This is a genomic window from Streptomyces sp. S4.7, from assembly GCF_010384365.1.
In the GTDB taxonomy this organism is placed as follows: domain Bacteria; phylum Actinomycetota; class Actinomycetes; order Streptomycetales; family Streptomycetaceae; genus Streptomyces.
Window position 1 is genome coordinate 7,629,243 of record NZ_CP048397.1, and the last position, 22,574, is coordinate 7,651,816.

General features: G+C 70.8%; 10 protein-coding genes and 1 pseudogene. 5 read left to right on the forward strand and 6 right to left on the reverse strand.

The window, feature by feature from the left end; all coding sequences use genetic code 11:
* Window positions 1-7,215 (forward strand): non-ribosomal peptide synthetase, encoded by a 7,215-nt coding sequence (locus SSPS47_RS33285; RefSeq protein ID WP_164254134.1) that lies wholly within the window; start codon window positions 1-3, stop codon window positions 7,213-7,215.
* Between the two features lie 588 nt (window positions 7,216-7,803).
* Here the strand turns inward: SSPS47_RS33285 and aztD are convergent.
* From aztD to aztB, 4 genes are all read right to left on the reverse strand, one after another.
* Entirely contained in the window at window positions 7,804-9,003 is a 1,200-nt protein-coding gene (aztD, locus tag SSPS47_RS33290; protein WP_164254135.1) for a zinc metallochaperone AztD, read from the reverse strand.
* A gap of 93 nt (window positions 9,004-9,096) precedes the next feature.
* Complete coding sequence (gene aztC / locus SSPS47_RS33295) at window positions 9,097-10,065, reverse strand: zinc ABC transporter substrate-binding protein AztC (RefSeq protein WP_164254136.1); 969 nt, start codon at window positions 10,063-10,065, stop codon at window positions 9,097-9,099.
* Window positions 10,062-11,303, reverse strand: a complete 1,242-nt coding sequence (locus tag SSPS47_RS33300) for a hypothetical protein (RefSeq protein ID WP_164254137.1) — start codon at window positions 11,301-11,303, stop codon at window positions 10,062-10,064. Before SSPS47_RS33300 ends, aztC begins: the two co-directional genes overlap by 4 nt.
* Window positions 11,304-11,324: 21 nt before the next feature.
* Complete coding sequence (gene aztB, locus SSPS47_RS33305; protein ID WP_164254138.1) at window positions 11,325-12,182, reverse strand: zinc ABC transporter permease AztB; 858 nt, start codon at window positions 12,180-12,182, stop codon at window positions 11,325-11,327.
* A 15-nt stretch (window positions 12,183-12,197) separates the two neighbouring features.
* Here aztB and aztA point away from each other — a divergent pair, with 15 nt between their 5' ends.
* From aztA to SSPS47_RS35030, 4 genes and pseudogenes are all read left to right on the forward strand, one after another.
* On the forward strand, window positions 12,198-12,938 hold the full coding sequence (gene aztA, locus SSPS47_RS33310; RefSeq protein ID WP_164254139.1) for a zinc ABC transporter ATP-binding protein AztA: 741 nt from the start codon (window positions 12,198-12,200) through the stop codon (window positions 12,936-12,938).
* A 1,015-nt stretch (window positions 12,939-13,953) separates the two neighbouring features.
* Complete coding sequence (locus SSPS47_RS33315; protein ID WP_164254140.1) at window positions 13,954-14,982, forward strand: LacI family DNA-binding transcriptional regulator; 1,029 nt, start codon at window positions 13,954-13,956, stop codon at window positions 14,980-14,982.
* Window positions 14,983-16,162: 1,180 nt separating this feature from the next.
* Window positions 16,163-17,137 (forward strand): glycoside hydrolase family 6 protein, encoded by a 975-nt coding sequence (locus SSPS47_RS33320; protein WP_164254141.1) that lies wholly within the window; start codon window positions 16,163-16,165, stop codon window positions 17,135-17,137.
* A 1,212-nt stretch (window positions 17,138-18,349) separates the two neighbouring features.
* Window positions 18,350-18,654 (forward strand): annotated as a pseudogene (locus tag SSPS47_RS35030) (transposase); the annotation flags it as partial.
* A gap of 668 nt (window positions 18,655-19,322) precedes the next feature.
* Here the strand turns inward: SSPS47_RS35030 and SSPS47_RS33330 are convergent.
* On the reverse strand, window positions 19,323-20,846 hold the full coding sequence (locus SSPS47_RS33330; RefSeq protein WP_164254142.1) for an aldehyde dehydrogenase family protein: 1,524 nt from the start codon (window positions 20,844-20,846) through the stop codon (window positions 19,323-19,325).
* A gap of 156 nt (window positions 20,847-21,002) precedes the next feature.
* Window positions 21,003-22,574 carry a GMC oxidoreductase gene (locus tag SSPS47_RS33335; RefSeq protein ID WP_164254143.1) on the reverse strand — a complete coding sequence of 524 codons (1,572 nt, stop codon included), beginning with the start codon at window positions 22,572-22,574 and terminating at the stop codon, window positions 21,003-21,005.

Genomic DNA, 22,574 nt, shown 5'->3' on the forward strand with positions numbered 1-22,574 from the left:
ATGAGCACGCAGAAGCGCGGCATCGAGGGCGTGTTCCCGCTGTCCCCCCTGCAGGAGGGCATCCTCTTCCACAGCGCGTACGACGAGCGCGAACTCGACGTCTACACCGTGCAGATCGTCTTCGACCTGGAGGGCGCGGTGGACCGGGACGCACTGCACGCCGCGGCGTCGGCACTGCTGCGCCGCCACCCGAACCTGCGCGCCGCGTTCCGCTACGAGGGGCTGTCGCAGCCGGTGCAGGCGGTGGCGCGGACGGTGGAGACGCCGTGGCGCGACGAGGACGTCTCGGCCGCCGCCGACCCGGAGTCCGCCGCCGCGGCCCTCGTCGAGGAGGACCGCTGGACGCGCTTCGACCTGCGCCGCCCGCCGCTGGTCCGCTTCCTGCTGATACGCCGGGGCGAGGGCCGCTTCCGCTTCGTCCTGACCCACCACCACATCCTCTGGGACGGCTGGTCCACCCCGGTCCTGCTGCGCGAGCTGATGACGCTCTACCGGCAAAGCGGCGACGACCGCGGCCTGCCGCGCGTACCTCCGTACCAGGACTACCTGCGGTGGCTCTCCCAACGGGACCGGGACGCCTCCGAGCGCGCCTGGCGCGAGGCGCTGGACGGCCTGGACGGGCCCACGCTCCTCGCTCCCGGACCGCGCCCCGTGCGGGTGCCCGAGCAGGTCCGCGCGACCGTGGACCGCGAGACCACCGCCGCGCTCACCCGGCGGGCACGCGAGTGGGGCGTCACCCTGAACACGGTGGTACAGGCCGCCTGGGCGCTCGTGCTGTCCTGGACGACCGGACGCTCCGACGTCGTCTTCGGGGCCACTGTCTCCGGCCGCCCTGCCGAACTCCCGGGCATGGAACGGATGGTGGGCCTCCTCCTCAACACCGTGCCCGTACGGGTCGCGGTCGACGCCCGCGCCTCCCTGCGCGAGCTGGCGGTACGCCTCCAGCGGGAGCAGTCGGCCCTGGTGGAGCACCAGTACGTCAGCCTCGCCGAGATCCAGCGCTGGGCCGGCCACGGCGAACTCTTCGACACCGCCACGGTCTTCGAGAACTACCCGGTCAGCGCCGAGGGCATGGCGGACGGCTCCGGCGAGGAGCTCCCCGTGAAGGTGATCGGGGCCGTTGTGCGCGACGCCACGCACTACGCGCTCGCCCTGATCATCGAGCCGTCCGACGCACTCGGACTGCGGCTCAGCCACCGCCCGGACGCGGTCGGCACCGAACTGGCCCGCGCGACCGTACGGCGCCTGACCGCCGTGCTGTCCGCGATGGCCGCCACCCCCGACCACGCCACCGGCTCCCTGGAACTGCTGGACCCGGCCGAACGCGACACCGTCCTGCGCCGCTGGAACGACACCGTCGCGCCGCTGCCGCCCGGCACGGTCTCCGACTGGTTCGAGCGGCAGGCCGCCGCCACGCCCGCGGCGACCGCCGTGACGTCCGGCCAAGACCAGCTGTCGTACGCCGAGCTGAACGACCGCGCGAACCGGCTCGCCCGGGTGCTGCGCGCCCGCGGCGTACGCGCCGAGTCGTTCGTCGGCGCCCTGCTGCCCCGCGGCACCGAGCTGCTGGTGACGCTGCTCGCGGTGTGGAAGGCGGGCGGCGCCTACGTTCCGCTCGACCCCGCCTATCCGGCCGACCGGCTGGCGCACGTCGTGGGCGACGCCCGGCCCGTACTGACCGTCACCACCCGCGAGTTGGCCGACCGGCTGCCCGGCGCCGCCGCCCGGCTGGAGCTGGACGCGCCGGGCACGGCCGCCGAGACCGCGGCGGCGGACCCGTCCGACCCCGGCGTCGCCGTACCCGCGTACGCCGCCGCGTACGCCATCTACACCTCCGGCTCGACGGGCCGCCCCAAAGGCGTCGTCGTGCCCAGGGCGAACGTCGCCAACCTCGTGGCGTGGGCCCACCGCGAGTGGGGCGCCGAGCGGCTCGCCCGGGTCGTGTGCTCCACGTCGACGAGCTTCGACGTCTCGGTCTTCGAGCTGTTCCCTCCGCTGACATGCGGCGGCACGGTGCGGCTCGTGGACAACGCGCTGTCCCTCGCGGAGCCCGCCGTGACCGAGGGCGCCGACCTCGTCAGCGGCGTGCCCTCCGCCCTCACCCACGTCCTCACCGGCCACGACGTGCGCTGGGACGTGGGCACGGTCGTCCTGGCCGGCGAGGCGTTCACCGCCGCGGCCCTGGAGACGGTCCGCGCGGCCGCGCCCGACGCCCGCGTCTACAACTGCTACGGGCCCACCGAGGCCACCGTGTACGCGACCGTCTGGCGTGACCGCGACGACGACGGCAGCCCGGACATCGGCGTGCCACTCCCCAACACCCGTGCTTACGTACTCGATCCGCTGCTCCGCCCGATGCCCCCCGGCGCCGTCGGCGAGCTCTACCTCGCCGGCGCCGGTGTCGCCCGCGGCTACCTGGGCCGGGCCGCGCTCACCGCGGACCGGTTCGTCGCCGACCCGTTCGGCGACGGCGGCGCGCGCATGTACCGCACCGGCGACCTGGTGCGGTGGACCGGCGACGGCGCGCTCACCTACCTCGGCCGGGCCGACGACCAGGTCAAGGTCCGCGGCTTCCGCATCGAGCTCGGCGAGATCGAGACCCACCTCGCCCGGCACGACGACGTCGCGCAGGTGGTGGCCGCGGTCCGGGAGGACCGCGCCGACGGCCCCGAACTGATCGCCTACGCCGTACGCCGCCCCGGCCACAGCGGATCCGACCTGCGGGAGCACCTGCGCACCCGCCTGCCCGACCACATGGTTCCGGCCGCCGTCGTCGACCTCGACGCCCTGCCGCTCAACCCGAACGGCAAGGTCGACCGCGCCGCGCTCCCCGCACCCGAACGCCGCCTCGCCGCCTCCCGCGACCCGCGCGACCCGCGCGAGGAGATCCTGTGCGAGCTGTTCGCGGAAGTCCTCGCGCTGCCGTCCGTCGGCGTCGACGACCACTTCTTCCACCTCGGCGGGCACTCGCTGCTCGCCACCCGGCTGATCGGCCGCATCCGCACCGTCCTCCAGGCCGAGCTCTCCATCAGGACCCTCTTCGACGCGCCCACGCCCGCGGGCGTCGCCCGCGCGCTCGAACACGCCGCCGACGCACGCCCCCCGCTGGTACGGGCCGTACCGCGCCCCGACCGGCTCCCGGTGTCGTACGCGCAGCAGCGGCTGTGGTTCATCCACCGCTTCGAGGGGCCGAGCCCCGCGTACAACATCCCCGTCGCCGTGCGGATGAGCGGGCCGCTGGACGTCGACGCGCTGCGCTCCGCGCTCGCCGACACCGCCGTCCGCCACGAGTCCCTGCGCACCGTGTTCACCGAGGACGACGCCGGGCCCGTCCAGGTGGTGCTCCCGCCGGGCAAGGCCGTGCCCGAGCTGACGGTGTCGCACGTCGCCGAGAACGAGCTCGCCGGCGCGCTGTCCGCGGCCGCCCGCCACACCTTCGACCTCACCCACGAACCGCCCCTGCGGGCTTCGCTGCTGCGGCTGTCCGAGACGGAGTCCGTACTCCTCCTGCTACTGCACCACATCGCCGGCGACGGCTGGTCGTTGCGGCCGCTGCTGCGGGACGTCACCGACGCCTACACCGTCCGGGCCGAGGGCCGCGAACCGGACGCGGCACCCTTGCCCGTCCAGTACGCCGACTACACCCTGTGGCAGCAGCGGGTCCTCGGCTCCGAGGACGACGAGCACAGCCTCCTCGCGGAGCAACTTCGCTACTGGCGCGAGCAGTTGCACGGCCTGCCGGAGGAACTCCCGCTGCCGTTGGACCGTCCGCGCCCCGTGCGCGCCGGCTACCGCGGCGGCAGGTTGCCCCTGGAGGTCCCCGCCGAGCTGCACGCCGGGATCGTCACCACCGCCCAGCGGCACGGATGCAGCGTCTTCATGGTCCTGCACGCCGCGCTGGCGGCGACGCTCTCCCGCTTCGGCGCGGGCACGGACGTACCCCTCGGCACGACTATCGCGGGCCGCACCGACGACGCGTCCGCCGACCTCGTCGGCTTCTTCGTCAACACCCTCGTGCTGCGCACCGACCTCTCGGGCGACCCGACGTTCGCCGAGCTGCTGCGCCGGGTGCGCACCACCGACCTGGCCGCCTACCGGCACCAGGACGTGCCGTTCGAGAGGCTGGTGGAGGAGCTGAACCCCGCCAGGTCGGCCGCCCGGCACCCGCTCTTCCAGGCCATGCTGACCCTCGGCACCACGGGAGACGTGCACGGCGACCGGGAGTTCGCGACCCCTGGCGGGCTCACTGTGAGCCCCGAGCGGACCGGTTCGGGCACGGCGAAGTTCGACCTGCTGCTCGCCCTCAGCGAGCGCCGCGCCGCCGACGGCACGCCGTTCGGTCTGTCCGGCGGACTGGAGTACAGCGCGGAACTTTTCGAGCCGGAGACCGCGAGGGCGCTCGCCGACGGATTCCTCCGCGTCCTCACCCAGGCCGTCGGCTCGCCCAAGCGGCGGCTCAGCCGCCTGGACGTCCTCGGCGAGCAGCGGCGCGCCGCGCTCCTGGAGAGCGGCAGCGGCGGCCCCGGCCAGACGGCGCACCGCACCCTCGCGGAGACCTTCGAGGAGCAGGTGCGCCGCACCCCCCGGCGCGAGGCGGTCGTCGACGAAGGCACCATCCTCGGCTACGCCGAGCTGAACGCTCGCGCCAACCGGCTCGCCCGCCTCCTGCTGCGGCACGGTGTCGGGCCCGAACACGTCGTCGGCGTCGCCACCGGCCGGGGCGCGCAGCTGCACATCGCGACGCTGGCCGTATGGAAGGCTGGAGCCGCCTATCTGCCGCTTGACCCCGCCCAGCCCGCCGAACGCACCGCCCGCACGCTCGCCGAGGCCCGGCCGACCGTGGTCGTCACGGTCGACGCGCGGCGCGCGGACCTGCCGCCCGTACCCGGCGGCACACTCCTCGTGCTCGACGCGCCCTCCACGGCGGGGGAGACGGACGCACTGCCGGACGGAGACCTCGGCCCCGCGGACGGCGTCCGCCCCATGGCGCCGGACCACCCCGCGTACGTCCTCTACACCTCCGGCTCCACCGGCCGGCCCAAGGGCGTCGTCATGCCGGCCGGTGCCCTGCTCAACCTGGCCCATTGGCACCGCAGGGCCTTCGGCACAGAACACCCCGTCCGCACCGCGCAGTTCACCGCGGCCACCTTCGATGTCTCGGTGCAGGAGGCCGTCGGCGCGCTGCTCCACGGGAACGCCCTGGTCGTCGTCCCCGAGGACGTGCGCCGCGACCCGCGCGCACTGGCGCACTGGCTGCGCGAGCACCGGGTGCGGGAGCTCTTTGCGCCCCACCTCGTGCTCGACGCCCTGGCGTCCGCCGCCCTCGCCGACGGCGTCGACCTCCCGGAGCTGGACACCCTCGTCCAGGCAGGCGAGGCCCTGACCCCCGGCGCGGACCTCAGAGCGTTCTGCGCGGCGCTGCCCGCACGCCGCCTCTACAACAACTACGGCCCGACCGAGACCCACGTGGTCAGCGCCCTCGCCCTGCCCGCCGCCGCGGACGACTGGCCCGACCCCGTACCGATCGGCGCGCCTCTGCCCGGCACCCGGCTCCACGTGCTTGACGAGCGCCTCGACCCCGTCTCCGTCGGTGTCACGGGCGAGCTGTACGTGGCCGGCACCGGACTCGCGCGCGGCTACCTCTCCCGCCCAGGGCTCACCGCCGAACGGTTCCTGGCCGCGCCCTTCGGCCCGCCGGGCAGCCGGATGTACCGCACCGGCGACCTCGTACGGTGGCGGCGCGACGGCACCCTCGCCTTCCTCGGCCGGGCCGACGGCCAGCTCAAGCTGCGCGGCTTCCGGGTGGAGCCGGGCGAGATCGAGAACGTCCTGCTCGCGCACGCCGACGTCGCCCGGGCCGCCGTCCTGGCCGCGCCCGGGGAAGCGACGCGGCTCGTCGCCTACGTGGTCCCGGCCCCCGGCCGCACGGCCGACCCCCGGGAACTGCGGGCCCACGCCGCCCGGCAGCTGCCCGCGTACATGGTGCCCGCGACCTTCGTCCCGCTCGACGACCTGCCGCTGACCGCCAACGGCAAGCTCGACCGCGCCGCCCTCCCGGTACCGGAGGCGACCCCGTCGGGCGGCCGCACCCTGGCCCGCACCCCGCAGGAGGAGCTGCTGTGCGAGCTGTTCGCCGAGGTGCTCGGGCTGGAGAGCGCCGGGGTGGACGACGACTTCTTCCTCCTGGGCGGCCACTCGATGCTCGCGATCCGGCTGCTCCGCCGGATCGAGTCCGTCCTCGGCGTGCAGCTGGCAGTGCGGGACGTCTTCGCCGCGCCCACGCCCGCCGGGCTCTCCGGGCGGCTCGGCGCGGGGGACGAGGAGAACGCCTTCGCCACCCTGCTGCCGCTGCGCACAGGCGGGACGCAGCGCCCGCTGTTCTGTCTGCACCCCGGCTCCGGCCTCAGCTGGTGCTACAGCGGACTGCTGAAGCAGCTGCCGTCCGACCTGCCCGTCTACGGCCTCCAGGCCGCACGGCCCTCGGCCGGCGAACGCTTCCCCGCGACGATGGAGGAGATGGCGGCCGACTACCTCGAGCGCGTCCGCGAGGTGCAGCCGTCGGGCCCGTACCGGCTGCTGGGCTGGTCGTTCGGCGGGCAGATCGCCTACGCGCTGGCCACCCTCCTCCAGGAGCGCGGCGAGAGCGTCGAGCTGCTGACGCTCGTCGACGCCTACCCCAACGACCGCCGCCGGCCGAAGGACGACAGGTACGGGCTGATGGCCCGCCGTTTCCGCGACGCCGGTATCGCCGTCGGCGAGGAGGAGCTGGAGGAGGACCTCGAGCCGGTCCTCGCCCGCTACCTGGAGAGCGTGCGCGCCGAGGGCGGTTCGCTGGCGCAGCTGCGGGACGAGGAGATCCGCGACCGCTTCGAGGTGTACGTCAACAACGTGCTGCTGATGCAGCGTTACGTGCCCTCTCTCTTCCGCGGCGACGTCGAGTTCTTCACCGGCACGCACGAGCAACTGGTGAGCGAGGTCTCCACCGCGCAGTGGAAGCCGTACCTGGAGGGGCGGCTGAGCGAGCACCCCACCGGCGTCGCCCACGGGGACATGCTCCGGGACCCCGGCGTCCTGGCGGCGCTGGGCGAGGTGCTGACCGCACGCCTCGGCCTCGCCGCGTTCCCGTCCGCGCCGCCCGCCCGTGCCCGAACCCGACGCAGCCGCCCCCGGAGGACGGCTGAAGCCCACGTCCGACAGAGGTCCCATGATCAGTGACAACCCGGCCGTTCCGGAGCGGCGCCGACCGCACCCCCCGCACCCGCTCGACTCGCTCGTCCGCGCCATCGGCGAGGTGACGGCCTTCCGGCGCACGGACGAGGAGACCGTCACCGAGGTGGCTGAGGCACTTCCGCGCCCATCTGGACCTGCCCGGCCTCCTCACGCAAGATCAGCGAGAGAGCGACCCCGCCTGCTACCGCCAGCACGTATTGCACACCCGGCCCGACGGCTCGCCGCCCGCCGCCGGCATCTGAGGTTCGCACGCCACTGGCCATGGACCGACGTGATCACCGATGCCCTGGCACGGCTCGAAGCTCTCCCGAACCCCGGCTGACCAGCACGTTCCCATCCCTGCGAGCAGCACCACCCCGACCGGAGCCGTGGAACCCGGCGCCCACCCGACGCGACAACCGGGCCATCAGCGTGCCCAACACCGACGCGAACAACCGAAACGGCCCGCCGGAGAAAACGACGGGCCGTCACGAAAGATCGAGGTTAACGTCCTCCTGACGGGTCATCGGGGGATCTGTGGGACGTATGTGGGAGCTGCGGGCTTCCGGGCGGCGGGTCGCCGAGGTCGGAGGATCAGTGGCCGGCGACGGTGCCGGACAGTTCGTTCGTGCTCTTCGGCAGGGTCACGGACGTGACCTTCTTGCCAGATTCGATGTCGATGGCGTGCAGTTTGCGCTTGCCCGGCTCGGAGACGTACGCGGTGTGGTCGCGGACGAAGAGGGTGGGCCGGGGCTGCTGCCAGTCCAGCGGCTCCTGCCACTCGTCCACGACGGGGATCTTCTTGTCCACCTTGCCCGTTTCGGGGTCGATGACGTGGAGGGTGCCGTTGGTGCCCAGGAGGAGTGCCTCGCCGTGGGGTCCGCGGCCGAGTGAGCGGAAGGAGTAGCTGGTGCCCAGGTCGACGAGGCGCAGTTTCCCGGTCTCGGTGTTGATGAGGGAGATGCGTGTCGGCCGCTCCAGTTCGGCCTCCGGGTCGGTCTTGTAGTCGCCCAGGAGAATGGGCGATGCGTCGCTGCCACTCTGGTTACCGATGCGGCCGTAGTCGTCGGGGGCGTCGACCTTGGTGAACTTGCCGTCCTTGTAGATCAGGATGCCGTCCTCGCAGCCGATGCCGATGGCCTCGCCCTTGGCCGCGGCCTCGCCGTGGACGCCGGGGCACTTCTCGTTGCGCTTGATCTCCTTGTTGTTCTTGTCCAGGACAAGGGCGCCGGTGCGCTTCTCCTCGGTGCCGAGGGTGCTGAGGAGTTCGCCGTTGCTCAGTTCGATGGCGACGCCGTGGTGCGGCTCGGCGGAGGTGTAGGCGCGGCCTTGCGGCTTGCTGCCGCCCGCGAGGTCGTCGGGGTCGAAGACGTTGACCTCGCCGGTGCCGTCGGTGAACAGGACCGTTTTGTCGGCGTGCCGTACGACGTGTCCGGGCTTGGCGCCCTCGTATTCGATGCCGGTGAAACTCTGTTCGGCGGCGTTCAGGACGCGAAAACCGGCATCAGTGGAGACGACGACGTGGGAGTCGTCGCCGGCGGGGTTGAGACGGTTGAAGCCGGGCAGCTCGATCGTGTCGGCCAGCTTCAGGCTCTCGCCGTCCAGGACGTACAGTCCTCCGTCGAAGGTGGCGACCAGCGGGTCCGTGACCGCTACGGCCTTGGTGCTCGGCGCAGTCTTGGCCTTCGTGTCGGACGAGGAGGTGGCCTCTCCTCCACAGGCGGTCAGGACCGAGGAGACCGCCAGAGCAATGGCCGTGCCCGTGATGGCTCTGGTGCGTATCGGCTTGTTCACCGGTGTGTTCCTTTCTGTGCCGCGCGGGCGCGGCAGTGAGTGCGGGTGTGTTTGAGCGGCCGGTCGGCCGGTGCCCACGTCAGGGGTGCTGGTTCAGGCGCCGGTCAGGCCGTCGGTCATGGCGGTGGTGTTGGCGCGCATCATCTGCAGGTAGGTGCCGGCGCCCTTGCCCTTCTCGGTCAGCGATTCGGAGTAGAGCTCGACGACGCGCACTTGACCGTCCATCTCTGTGCGCAGCACCTCGGCCAGCCGCTTGGGCTGGGAGGAGTCCGCGAACACGGTTTGCACGCCTGCCTTCCGCATCGCCTGGGTGAGTGAGCGCAGGTCGGAGGAGCTGGGCGAGGCCAGCGTCGTACCGCTCGGGATCACCGCGCCCACCACCCGGAAGTCGAAGCGTTCGGCGAGGTAGCCGAAGACGTGGTGGTTGGTCACCAACGCGCGCCGCTGTTCAGGTATGCGGTCGAGGGATTTCTCCATCCAGGTGGTGAGGTCGGCGAGTTGGTCGTCGTAACGGTCGGCGTTGTCGCGGACGGCCGTCTCGTCGACGCCGTCCACGTGCTCGACCACCTGGTCGGCGATCAGGTCGGCGGCCTTGCGTACGCGGTCGGGGTCGGTCCAGAAGTGCGGGTCGGGCTGCCCGGTCTCCTCCTCGGGTCCGCCGTCGTCGTGGGCCTGGAAGGTGAGCGGGTCCACCGCCTTGCCGGCCTCGAAGGTGGCTACCCCTGCCTCGCGGGCAGCCTCCACGTGCCGCAGTACGTTCTCCTCCAGCCCCAGCCCGTTGAAGATCACCAGGTCGGCCCGCTCCAGCTCAGCGGCCTGCACGGCCGACAGGCCGAAGGAATGCGGGTCGGCGTTCGGCTGCATCAGCACCGTCACTTCGGCCCCGTCACCGACGATCTCCTGGGTGATGTCGCCCAGGATGTTGGTCGTCACGACTACCCGGGGCTGGTCGCCGCTGCTCGTACAGGCGGTGCCGGCAACGGCCAGGGCGAGGATGAGCAGGACCGGCAGGAAGGTGCGCAGCGGCCGCGGCCCTCGCGTCTGTCTCGTCCGTCGTGTCATCGGCCTGTCTCCACCATCAGGACCGGCTTGATGCCCAGGTCGAAGGTGCGCGCGATGCGCAGGTTGTCGTTGTAGTCGATCTCGTACACGCGTCTGCCTTGGGGGTCGTTGAGGTAGGCGCGGCTGCGGTCGACCTCGATGACCGGTTCCGCGCTCTGGTCGGTGGAGGCCTCCGGCGCGCGCGTCACCAGCGGCTTTGTCTTCGAAAGGTGCTTGCCGGTGGAGATGTCGTAGCCGTGCAGCGATCCGTCGGACTGGAGCACGATCAAGGGAGAGCCCTCGCCCGCCGTGTTGGCCGCGACGACGGGGCCGGTCTTCACCCGTGTCCATGTGCGCTCGGTGACGTCCAGAACCCACACGGCCCGCTCCCCGGCCGAAGCCGTGAGCGTGTCGCTGCCGGGCCGGTACCGGAAGGCCGTAGCGCGATCCCCGTCGAGTACGTCGTCGCCGTACGTGATTTTCCGGGCCGTGAACGCGCCGTCGGCCTCACGGACGAGCAGGGCACCGTCGGCGCAGCCCAGGACGACTCCGCGCCGGGTGACGGCATCGCCCTGCGGGTCCTCGCACGCCGCGTCCGGCGACGCGACGCGCTTGCCCTCGCGGTCGTACACCGAGAGCTGCGCGGCGTCCTGCCCGTTGTCGGTGAGGCTGAGCAGGTGCTCCGCGTACGGCAGGACAACGCCCGCCTGTGTGCCGGGAAGCGTGCGGGGCGAGCCGACCCTGCCCTTCTCCAGTTCGGCCCGACGGTAGATCCTGGCGCGGCCGTCCGCGTCGGTGATTGCGGTCACCGCGGCGTCGCTGCGGACGTGCGCACCCGAACCTCCGGGCAGTTCGCCCACGTCGCGTGTGGCCGCGCGGTAGTAGTGGACGTGGTCGCCGTGATCCACCATCCAGGCGCCGCCATCGAGGACGTGCGTGCCGCCTGAGGTGTGGAAGTAGCCGAACCGGCCGTCCGTGGTGAGTCCGGTGGTGCCCGTCCTCCGGGACACCTCCTGCGCCTTGCCGGTGATCAGATCGAGTACCCGGGTGTCTCCGGTCCCCGGGTCGTTGAGCAGCAGCCGCGACTGCTGCTCCGCCTTCTCCTGTGCCCCCTCGACGTACCCGTGAGGAGCGGAGGCCGAGGCGCTGGACTTCGGGGCGGACACGTCGTCGTTCTGACCGGTGCAGCTCGTGGTGAGCAGGGAGAGGGCCACGAGCGCGGCAGGCACCCAGGGAGTGACGTTGCTTCGGACGAGCAAGGGGATCGCCTCAGGTTCTCTTCAGTCGGTTGCCGCGGCGTGCGCGCCGACGTGGCGCGCACGGCGGTGGTCGCGGAGACCGGATGCCAGGTGGGAGAGGAAGAACAGGGCCACCGCGAGGGCCGAGACGGTCGCGCCGGCCGCGGTGCTCAGATGCCAGGACAACAGCAGCCCGCAGAAGGTGGCGGCGATGCCGAGCAGCGCCGCGAGGGCCATGACGCCCCGCACACTGCGCGCCCAGGGCAACGCGGCCGCCGGCGGAGCGATGAGCAGGCCCAGCACCAGCAGCGTCCCCACGATGTGGAAGGAGGCGACGATGGCCAGCGCCAGCAGGCCGAGCAGCACGGCGTGAGCGAGGCGGGGACGCAGGCCGAGCGTCTGGGCCTTCTGCCGGTCGAAAGCCAAGGCGAGGAAAGCCCGGTGGCCGAGGCCCGAGACGACCAGTGCCAGCAGCAGCGCCACGCCCAGCAGCGCCAGGTCCTGTTCACGGACGGCGAGGACGTCACCGAAGAGGAACCCGGTCAGGTCGACCGCGAAGGACTGCGAGCGCGACACGATGATGACGCCGAGGGACAGCATCCCCACGAAGAGCAGGCCGATTCCGGTGTCCTGGGACAGCCTCGGGGTGCCGCCGAGGAGGGTGACACCGGCGGTCATGACGACCGCGCTCAGCACCGCCCCGACCAGCAGGTTGCCACCGAGCAGCGCGGCGAGCGCGACTCCGGGCAGCAACCCGTGGGACATGGCGTCACCCAGGAAGGCCATCCCCCTGAGCACTACCCAGGTACCGGCCAGTGCGCAGATCACCGACACCAACATCCCGCCCCACAGGGCCCGCTGCACAAAGGTCACCTCGAAGGGACCCGTCAACCACTCCATGCGATGAACACTACAATGAAAATCATGTTCAATAAATCCCCTGCTTTCGCCCGAGCCGAGAACGAAACGTCCCGCGTCCGCTTCACCGAGCTCTCCGCCGGTTACCCGGGTCGCCCCGTCCTCCATCAACTGGACGCGGAAATACCGGCGTTGGCCACCACCGCGTTCGTCGGCCCGAACGGAAGCGGAAAGTCCACCCTGCTCGCAGTCCTGGCCGGAGTGATCCAACCCACATCAGGCGATCTCCACCACCACGGCGACCGGCCACCGGCCTTCGTCCCGCAGCGCGGCGCCGTCGGGGACGCACTGCCGCTGACGGTCAGGCAGACGGTGGAAATGGGGCGCTGGGGCGAACGCGGACCGTGTCGCAGACTGACCCGACAGGACCGCATTACCGTGGACCAGGCCATGGAAAGGCTCGGAATCAGCGACCTCGCCACCCGCCAACTCGGAGAGCTGTCCGGCGGACAGAGGCAACGCGCCCTGATCGCCCAAGCACTCGCCCAGGAATCGGACCTGCTCCTCCTCGACGAACCGACCACGGGACTCGACCCCGAGGCGAGGGGCTGGATCGGCTCGCTGCTGACCGAACTGGTCGCCGGCGGGGTGACCGTCGTCCACGCCACCCACGACCTGGAAGCCGCACGCTCCGCGGACGCCTGCCTCCTCCTCCGCGACGGCCACCTGGCAGGACAGGGACACCCCGAGCAACTCCTCACCGAATCAACGCTCGCCCGCATCTGGCAACTGACGTGAGGTGATCGCCAACGTCCTGTCCGTGGAGAGACGGTACTCATGGTCCGGCCCGGCTCAGGGCTCTCGCACGTCGACGGGTCCACGCTGATGGGAGCCGACGTACCCGTCGAGCGCTCTCCCGCGGTTCCGCACGGACTCGGTCACCGAAGTACTGGCAGCCGGTGGATCCCGGTAGGCACCTTGCCTCCGGACACGAGGTGGTGGCCGGTGACGGCGAGCCCTCTGCTCGTGGCGGCGAACACCAGGGCGCGAACAGCCGTCACCGGCGCACCGCCGACCGGATCCACTCCGTCTCGGAGCGCTGGGCGGGTATCGCTCCTCCACCACATGGCCGCCCCAGGCGGGACGGCCAGCCGGCCGCCCGTGAGGAAGGCTGGCCGTCGAGGCGGACATCGGCAGAGTCCAGCTGACGCGGGCCCCCACCCTCGCCCCGTGACATGAGTGGCGGGGTCAGCGTTTCGCGGGCGGGGCGGGCGGGGCGGGCGAGGGCGGGCGAGGGCGGGCGAGGGCGGGGAACCGGCGGACACCGCGGCGTCGTCCACGACGGCCTGGGGTACTACTGCGGGCGTCTGGCCGGGCTTGACCCCGTCAACCACCGGAGCGAGCGCGTTGTACATGCGCCGCGCCAGCGGACCGTTGTTCTTGTGCTCGGTGTTCAAGCGGCCGGGGTGGGCGTCGTGATCCAGCTTGCGCAGGTATTCGACCAGCTGCGGACCGGTGAGCGTGACGGTCACCAGGCCCCGTACGCCCTGCTCCCCGCCGAGCTTGCGCGGTTTGACCTCGTCGAACTTCGTGGAGTCGGTCCTGTCTCGGCTGCTGTCACGGGTCTCGTCCCACAAGTCCTGGGTGCACGAACCGGGCGGAGGCCGACCCCGGCGGCCCCGAAGCCGACGGCGGCGGCGCCGGGCCCAAGCGACAGCGGCGCGCATGCCGCGGGCGTCGGCCGCGCCTCCCCCTGTGCGGAGGAACGGCCGGAACGGCCGCCGTCACGTCGCGCCGCACGGGAGAGGAATCCATGCCGCCCAAGCGCGTCACACTCGCCGATGTCGCCCGGCGCGCCGGGCTGTCCACCAGCGCCGCGTCGATGATCCTCAACGGCAGGCCGGACACCCGGCTCTCCGCCGACGCTCATGCCCGGGTCAACAAGGCCGCCGCCGAACTCGGTTACCGGCCGAACGTCGCCGCCCGCGGCCTGCGGACGGACAAGACCCTCACCATCGGATTCATTTCCGATGTCGTCGCCACCACCCGTTTCGCGAGCGGCTTGATCCGCGGGGCGCTGGACGCCGCAGAGCGAGCGGGACATGTCGTGCTCGTACTGGAGACCGGCGGCAACCCCACGCGCGAGTCCGAGGCGATAGGGGCCGTGCTCGACCGCCAGGTCGACGGCATCATTTTCGCTGTCATGCGCGCCCGGGAACTGTTCGTGCCCGACATCCCGTCGACCACGCGAGTGGTCATGCTCAACGCCACGGACAAGAAGCACCCCGCTTCGGTGCTTCCGGACGAACTCGCCGGCGGCGCCTCGGCGGTCAGTCTCCTCGCCGAAGCCGGTCACCGAGAAGGAATCGCTCTCATCGGGCACGACGAAGAGGCCGAAAAGGATCTCTTCCACTCCACCACCGTCGCGCGGCGGATCGCCGGCATCCGCCGGGAGATGGCCGAACGAGGGTTGCGGTTCGCTGCCGAGAGGTCGTGCCTGGAGTGGGAGCCGCACCACGGTTACGAGGTGACCCACGCCCTCCTCGAACGCCGCAGTGACATCCGCGCCCTGCTGTGCATGAACGACCGCCTCGCGTTCGGCGCGTACCAGGCACTGGCCGACCACGGTCTGTCCGTCCCGCGGGACGTCTCCGTGGTCTCGTTCGACAACGACGAACTCGCCGCATACCTGAGGCCCGGCCTCACGACCGTTGGGCTGCCCCACGAGGCCATGGGCCGCACCTCCGTCGAAACTCTGCTCGCCCCCGGTAGCCCCTCGGGCAGCCATCTGATCCCCATGCCGGTGATCGAGCGAAGATCCGTCCAGTCCCCGGCAGGATGAGCCATCACCCGTCCCGCGACGGCGTCGTTCTTCGCGTGAGTGCCGTCGTGTGCCGGGATCGCGGATGGACCGGCTGAGGCAACGGGCCCTGGCGGAATCGCGGTCACGGCCGAGGTTCACCTCCGCGATCGGAGAGGTGCGGCTGAACGCCCGGATGCGTTGGTCACGCGCTGGTCGTCATCAGGCAACGCGGCCATGGCCTCCCACATGGCCCACTCGTCGTGGTCCGGCATGACCAGGTCCGGGGTCAGGCCGTCGCTGTCGGGGCCAGTTCCTCGGATCGGGCCGGGCCGGCACGTCGACCAGGAACCGCCGTGCGGCCTTCACCAGGCTATGCAAGTGTCATTCGACCGGCCGACATTCCGACCCGGCCCACCGCGAGTGCTCGTCATCGCGGCAGCGTGGGCTCGTCGGCGAACGCGCCCCGTCGGTCCTCTGCGGTCCTCCGACGGCGTCGACATGGATACGGTCCCGGACCTTCGGGACCTGCTGCGCAAGATGTTCCGTAAGGAAGTTGTGCCAAAGGGGATGGTCTGGTGAGGACGCGTCGGCCACGACGGTCCGACCGATCCCAACCCTGCGCGAGGCGTTGACGGCTGCGATGCCCAACCCCATGTTCCCGTTCGTCAGCAACGGGCTGCTCACATTCGGAAGAAGTACACCGACGAGTCAGGCTGTACGACGGGTGCGTCCTCGTACGGGCCTGCCTTCGAGCCGATCCGCCTGCGGAGAGGCCCCCGTGGTGGACTCTGCCCCCATCGCGTCGCGATCCTCGTCCACGACGTAGTGACGTTGCCGGACATCGCCGGTCCCACGGAGGTGTGGAGAGAGACGAACCGGTTCGGTGCCGACTACTGCCAGTGCCTCGGCGGGCTTCTCCCTCGGCACGGCCTTCTCGATCGCCGCCCACGCATCCACCACCGACACCAACTCGCCGGTGTCGGTGGCCGGAGCGGTCTCCAGCAGTACCCCGACCGCCTTCGCCGAAAGTGCCTCGCCGGCCGACCCTCACCGAACTCATTGACAGCGGACTGACCCCCTGTCACTGTCTCGTCTGACGGCGGCAGTTCTCGGAGAGAGCCCCCAAGGGGGACCGCCGCTCGCCCCCCACTCCCACCCGCGTTCCCTCGCAGCTGAGTCACCACCGATGTGGGAGCGCTCCCAGAGAGGTCCTGCACTCATGAGAAAGATGATGCGTAGGCTCGTCACGTCGGCATTCGCGTGCCTGCTGCTGCCCCTCGGCACCGGACAGGCCGACGCCGGAGTCCTGGCCGATCCGATCGGCATGACCAGCGGATTCTACGCGGACCCGAACTCGACTCCGGCCGCATGGGTCGCGGCGAACCCCGGCGACGGACGGGCGCCGGCGATCCGGGACAACATCGCCTCGCGCCCCATGGCCCGGTGGTTCGGTTCCTGGAGCGGTGACATCGGCGCCGCGGTGGGCTCCTACGTAGGAGCCGCGGACGCCGCCGACAAACTTCCCGTCCTGATCGCCTACAACATACCCGGCCGCGACGCCTGTGGCGGCCACTCCGGCGGCGGGGCGGGTTCTCCGGCGGCGTACCGCACCTGGATCTCCGCATTCGCCTCGGCCGTCGGCGGGCGACCGGCGCTGGTGGTGATCGAGCCCGACTCCCTCGGTGACTACAGCTGTATGTCCCAGCAGCAGATCGACGAGCGGAACGCCATGCTCAGAGACGCCCTGGCGCAGTTCTCCGCGCACGCGCCCAACACGTGGACGTACCTGGATGCCGGAAACCCCGCCTGGATCGACGCGGGCACCATGGCTCGGCGTCTCGACGGCGCCGGGGCCCGACAGGCGCACGGCTTCGCGTCGAACATCTCGAACTACTACGGCAACGGCCGCAACATCAGCTACGGCAACGCCATCAACTCGGTGCTGTCGGCGTCCTACGGTTACACGAAGCCTTTCGTCATCGACACCAGCCGCAACGGCAACGATTCCAACGGCGAGTGGTGCAACCCCGCCGGTCGCAGGACCGGGGCCGTCAGCCAGACGGGGGGTGGAGCCGAGATGTTGCTGTGGCTGAAGACCCCCGGTGAGTCCGACGGCAACTGCGGAGTGGGCGCTGGCTCCGTGGCCGGCCAGTTCCTCCCGGAAGTCGCGTACAAGATGATCTACGGATACTGAACCGCCCGATTCGTCACTGTGGAGACCGGCTCACTCGTTCTGATGGCCGTCCTGGTCACGCCCGCGTCGCCCAGGGGGCGTGAGGCTCGCACCGTGGCCGACACCGGACCGAACTCCCGGCAGTCCCGGGCCGAGCGGCGAGGCCGGACACGCGGTGGTGTCCGGCCCGGCGCGGTGAGATCAGCGCTCGCCCAAGACGCCGAGGTTGCCGCAGTTGGGGATCGTGGCGAAGCCGTAGCGCTGGATGACGGCCATCTCGGCGCAGACCTTCGAGGTGGAGCTCTGGAAGGCGCTGATCAAGCCGGCGGCGGGGGTGGCGCCACCGATCAGCCGGGCGGTCGGGACGTGGACGTACCGTTGCCCGGGGGTGACTGCCGCATCGACAAGCTGTAGGGGACTCTCTTCCTCCAGTCACTTCGCCGACTGCCGCCAGCCACACGCCCCATCAGAATGTTCGGATTAGCGGGCCAAGAGAGTAGGCAAGCCGCTTTGGCGGTGTGCGATGTGTGGCCAGTCGGCGCGTTGACCTGGTGCAGCGGAACGCCGCCGGCGCCGCCATGAAAGACAACGACACCGACCTTTGCCCCTGCTGAGTTCGCCGCCTTCGCTCAGTTCGCATCAGAGTTCGACTTCTGACCGCACGACGTACTGACCGAGATGGCTCGCCTCCCCCGCCGGGCGTGACGGTCCGACTGTCCGCCGGACCTTCTGATCCGCGTTGGGGCTGCGGCACCCAGACGCCGGTGTCACCGCCCGAGCCGTCGTCGGTCCTGGTGGTGACACGCGGGAGATTGCGGCCCTTGCGCTCAGTCGGAGTTGGACGCCGCCTGTACGGCCGCTCGGACCTGCTGGGCGAATCCCCGCACGGCCGCGGAAGGCTCCTGCCGTGACCGACGGGTTGCGGCAGGAACGGTCAGGGCATCAGCGCAACGACGGAGTGGTCCGTGCCGCTCCCACGAACCGGGGAATCAGCGCCCCGGCCTTGTCGTCCCAGACCGTAGGGGAGGCGGCGGCGAGGTCGCCGGAATCCTCATTCCTGGTGCGGCAGGAGAACACAGTCCTTCGCCGGCTCGTCCACCACTGAGCACCGAGTACTGACACCGGCGACGGCAACATCCTCGACGCGTCTCCGGGTGGAAGGGGATGTCGATGGTCGGGTAGTCCGCATCGGGGTCGATGCCGAGCCCATGTCCGGGCTGCTCGGCGAGGCCAAGGAGCGGACCCAGCCCGGTCGACCGCGCACGTCCGGGCAGCAAGCACCACATCCTCGTCGACGGGCAGGCATCCCGCTCGCGGTGTCGCTGACCGGCGGCAACCGCAACGATGTCATCCAGCTGATGCCCTTGCTCGCGAAGATCCCGTCGGTCCCAGGACTCGTGGGACGACCACGTAGACGGCCTGATGTCCTGCTCGGCGACCGGGGCTACGACCACGACAAGTACCGCCGCCTGGTCCGGGCTCAGGGCATCAAACCGGTCATTGCCCGCCGCGGCGTCCCGCACGGCTCCGGCCTCGGGCCGCACCTGCCGATCGGCAGGTGCGGAAAGGAATGGACGGACGACGGCGCAGCGCACGAAGTGCACTCACTCAAGCGCCGCGCGGCCAACGCCACCCGGCCCGTGCCCATCCCGCCTCAGTTCGTACACATCCTTCTCGCTCACATGGAACGCTTCGGGGCCAGTCCGGACGGCCGGGTGTTCCGGAACGAGAGCGGCAACCATGTGGACACCGCGGCATACGGCACGACCTGGGCGCGGGCCCGCGAATCCGCCCTGACCCCGACCGAGTACGCCTCTGGACTCGCCAAGCGGCCGTACGATCTCCGGCATGCCGGAATCTCGTTCTGGCTGTACTCCGGCGTGGACCCGGCCGAATGCGCTCGCCGCGCGGGCCAGAGCATCCAGGTCCTCTTCCGGCACTACGCCAATTCCTGGACGGCGTCCGGGAACAGTCCAACAGCCTCATCGAGCAGTCCATGCAGGAGTGGGACCGGATCAGCAACGGCCCGCCGCCTGTGGGATGAACCCCGACTTGGACCGGCGATAGACCGGAACAGCTGGTCAGGAGCGGGACAGGCAGGGAGGAACTGGGAGATGCGGAATAAACCGGGCCCAGTTGTGAGAGGTGGGAGCGGGAGGTGCCCGACTGGCGAAAGGACCAGGTCAGGCACCTTTTTTCCGAGGCCCTAGAAGAAGCCCAGCTTCTTCGGCGAGTACGACACCAGCAAGTTTTTCGTCTGCTGGTAGTGGTCCAGCATCATGCGGTGGTTCTCGCGGCCGATGCCCGACTGCTTGTAGCCGCCGAACGCCGCGTGGGCCGGGTACGCGTGGTAGCAGTTCGTCCAGACCCGGCCCGCCTGGATCGAGCGGCCCGCGCGGTAGGCGGTGTTCATGTCGCGGGTCCAGACGCCCGCGCCGAGGCCGTACAGGGTGTCGTTCGCCGTCTTGATCGCGTCGTCGAAGTCGCTGAAGGACGTCACCGCCAGCACCGGGCCGAAGATCTCCTCCTGGAAGACCCGCATCCTGTTGTCGCCCTCGAAGATCGTGGGCTGGACGTAGTAGCCCCCGGCCAACTCGCCACCGTGCTCGATGCGCTGACCTCCCGTCAGGATCTTCGCGCCCTCCTGCTGGCCGATGTCCAGATACGAAAGGATCTTCTGGAGCTGGTCGTTGGACGCCTGGGCGCCGATCATCGTGTCCGTGTCCAGCGGATGGCCCGGCTCGATCGCCTCGGTGCGGGCGATGCCCGCCTCCAGGAACTCGCTGTAGTGCCCGCGCTGGATCAGCGCGCGCGAGGGACACGTACACACCTCGCCCTGGTTGAGGGCGAACATCGTGAAGCCCTCGAGTGCCTTGTCCCGGAAGTCGTCGTCCGAGGCCCAGACGTCGTCGAAGAAGATGTTCGGGCTCTTGCCGCCCAGCTCCAGCGTGACGGGCTTGATGTTCTCGGAGGCGTACTGCATGATCAGCCGCCCCGTCGTGGTCTCGCCCGTGAACGCGACCTTCGCCACCCGTGCGCTGGAGGCGAGCGGTTTGCCCGCCTCGGCCCCGAAGCCGTTGACGATGTTGACGACACCCGGTGGCAGCAGATCGGCGACCAGACTCATCCAGAGGTGGATCGACGCCGGGGTCTGTTCGGCCGGTTTGATGACGACCGCGTTGCCCGCCGCCAGCGCGGGCGCCAGCTTCCATGTCGCCATCAGGATGGGGAAGTTCCACGGGATGATCTGCGCGACCACGCCGAGCGGCTCGTGGAAGTGGTACGCGACGGTGTCGTCGTCTAGCTCGCTCAGCGTGCCTTCCTGGGCCCGCAGCGCGCCCGCGAAGTAGCGGAAGTGGTCAATGGCGAGCGGGATGTCGGCGGCGAGTGTCTCGCGTACCGGCTTGCCGTTCTCCCAGCTCTCGGCGACGGCCAGCTCCTCCAGATGCGCCTCCATGCGGTCGGCGATCCTGTTGAGGATGCCCGCGCGTGTCTCGGCCGACGTCTTGCCCCACGCCGGGGCGGCGCCGTGGGCCGCGTCCAGCGCGCGTTCGACGTCGGCGGCGGTTCCTCGGGCGATCTCGGTGAAGGGGCGGCCGTTGACCGGGCTCGGGTTCTCGAAGTACTTGCCCTGGGCCGGTGGGACGTACTCGCCGCCGATCCAGTGGTCGTAGCGGGACTCGTACGAGACGATCGCGCCGTCGGTGCCCGGCGCTGCGTATCGGGTCATCTCTGTGGCCTCCCGGTGAGGGTGCCGCCCGCCTTTGGACGGCGCTCTCCGCGAGGCTAGGAGCGCGGACGTTGCGACCAGGTTGCGCGCAGCGCCGCCGGCCGGCCCCGCTGCCCCGTAACCCCCACCCCCCCGTAACCCCCAACGTCGCGCCGCTCAGGTCGCCTTGATGATGTCCGCGCACTTCTCGCCGATCATCATCGTCGTGATGCACGGATTGACCGTCGGCAGGAACGGCATCACCGACGCGTCGGCCACTCTCAGCCCCGTCACGCCCTTCACCCGCAACTGGGGGTCGAGCGGCGACTCGGCGTCGTCCGCCGGCCCCATCCGCACCGTGCCCGCCGGGTGGTAGACGGTGTTGTGCGTCTTACGGATGTAGTCCAGCAGCTCCTCGTCGGACCGCGCGTCCGGCCCCGGCGCCAGCTCCCGGCCCCGCCACGCCGCCAGCGGCTCCTGCGCGACGATCTCGCGGGCGAGCCGCAGCCCGTATGTCATCACCCGGATGTCGTGCTCGTGCGTGAAGTAGCGCGGATCGACCTTCGGTTTGTCCCTGAAGTCGCGCGAACGCAGCCGGACCGTGCCGAGCGACCGCGCGCGGGTGACGTTCGGCGTCAGACAGAAGGCGTTGTCCGTGGTCGGGTAGCCGCGCCGGTAGGTGTTCATGTCGAAGGGCACCGAGCCGTAGTGGAACATCAGGTCCGGCCGGTCCAGGCCCGGCTCGGTGTCGGCGAAGATCCCGATCTCCCACCACTGGGTGGAGCTGGTGACCATGGGCTGCTCCGCCTCCCACATGATCACCCCCTCCGGGTGGTCCTGAAGGTGGGAGCCGACGCCGGGGGAGTCGACCCGTACGTCGAGGCCGCTCGCCCTCAGATGGTCGGCGGGGCCGATGCCCGACAGCATGAGCAGCTTCGGCGAGTCGATGGACCCGCAGCTGACCACGACCTCACGGCGCGCGGAGACGGCGCCGCTGTGCACGGTGTCCGGCTCCAGATACTCAACTCCCGTACATCGGCGCCGATCGGTGGTGTCGTCGAACAGAAGCCGCTTGGCCTGGAGCCCGGTACGTACCTCAAGATTGGGCCGCTTGCCGAGGACCGGGTGCAGATACGACACCGATGCGGACGAACGGGTGCCGTCCGGACGGGAGTTGATCTGGAACCAGTGCGCTCCCCGTAGCACCGTGCGACCCGTGTTGAAGGGTGTGGTGGGGATTCCCGCCGCGGCGCACGCCGCCAAAAGGGCGCCGCCGCAGGGGTCGTTCGGCGGGACGGTCATGATGTTGACCGGGCCCGAGCGGCCGTGGTGGTCGCCTGGCGCGTCGTTGGTCTCCAGCCGCTGGTAGAGCGGAAAGCAGTCGGCCGCGCTCCAGCCGTCGCAGCCGAGCGCGCCCCATTCGTCGAGATCCTCGGCGGGCGCCCAGAAGGCGATGCACGAGTTGTGCGAGGAGCAGCCGCCGAGGACCTTGGCGCGGGCGTGCCGCATGAAGTCGTTGCCGTTCTCCTGCGGTTCGATCGGGTAGTCCCAGTCGTAACCCGACTCCAGCAGCGCCATCCACCGGTCGAGCCTGAGGACGTTGTCGTCGCCCACGTCGGAGGGGCCGGCCTCCAGTACGCAGACGGTGACGCCGGGGTCCTCGGTGAGGCGCGCGGCCACGACGGCGCCGGCGGTACCACCGCCGACGACCACGTAGTCGAACTCGGCCACGGTGAGTGCTGCGGACAT

What these genes read in the sequence shown, in the direction of transcription:
- SSPS47_RS33285 (WP_164254134.1), top strand. Translation starts at nt 1, where the DNA reads ATGAGCACGCAGAAGCGCGGCATCGAGGGCGTGTTCCCGCTGTCCCCC.
- aztC (WP_164254136.1), bottom strand. Translation starts at nt 10,065, where the DNA reads ATGACACGACGGACGAGACAGACGCGAGGGCCGCGGCCGCTGCGCACC.
- aztB (WP_164254138.1), bottom strand. Translation starts at nt 12,182, where the DNA reads ATGGAGTGGTTGACGGGTCCCTTCGAGGTGACCTTTGTGCAGCGGGCC.
- aztA (WP_164254139.1), top strand. Translation starts at nt 12,198, where the DNA reads ATGAAAATCATGTTCAATAAATCCCCTGCTTTCGCCCGAGCCGAGAAC.
- SSPS47_RS33315 (WP_164254140.1), top strand. Translation starts at nt 13,954, where the DNA reads ATGCCGCCCAAGCGCGTCACACTCGCCGATGTCGCCCGGCGCGCCGGG.
- SSPS47_RS33320 (WP_164254141.1), top strand. Translation starts at nt 16,163, where the DNA reads ATGAGAAAGATGATGCGTAGGCTCGTCACGTCGGCATTCGCGTGCCTG.
- SSPS47_RS33330 (WP_164254142.1), bottom strand. Translation starts at nt 20,846, where the DNA reads ATGACCCGATACGCAGCGCCGGGCACCGACGGCGCGATCGTCTCGTAC.
- SSPS47_RS33335 (WP_164254143.1), bottom strand. Translation starts at nt 22,574, where the DNA reads ATGTCCGCAGCACTCACCGTGGCCGAGTTCGACTACGTGGTCGTCGGC.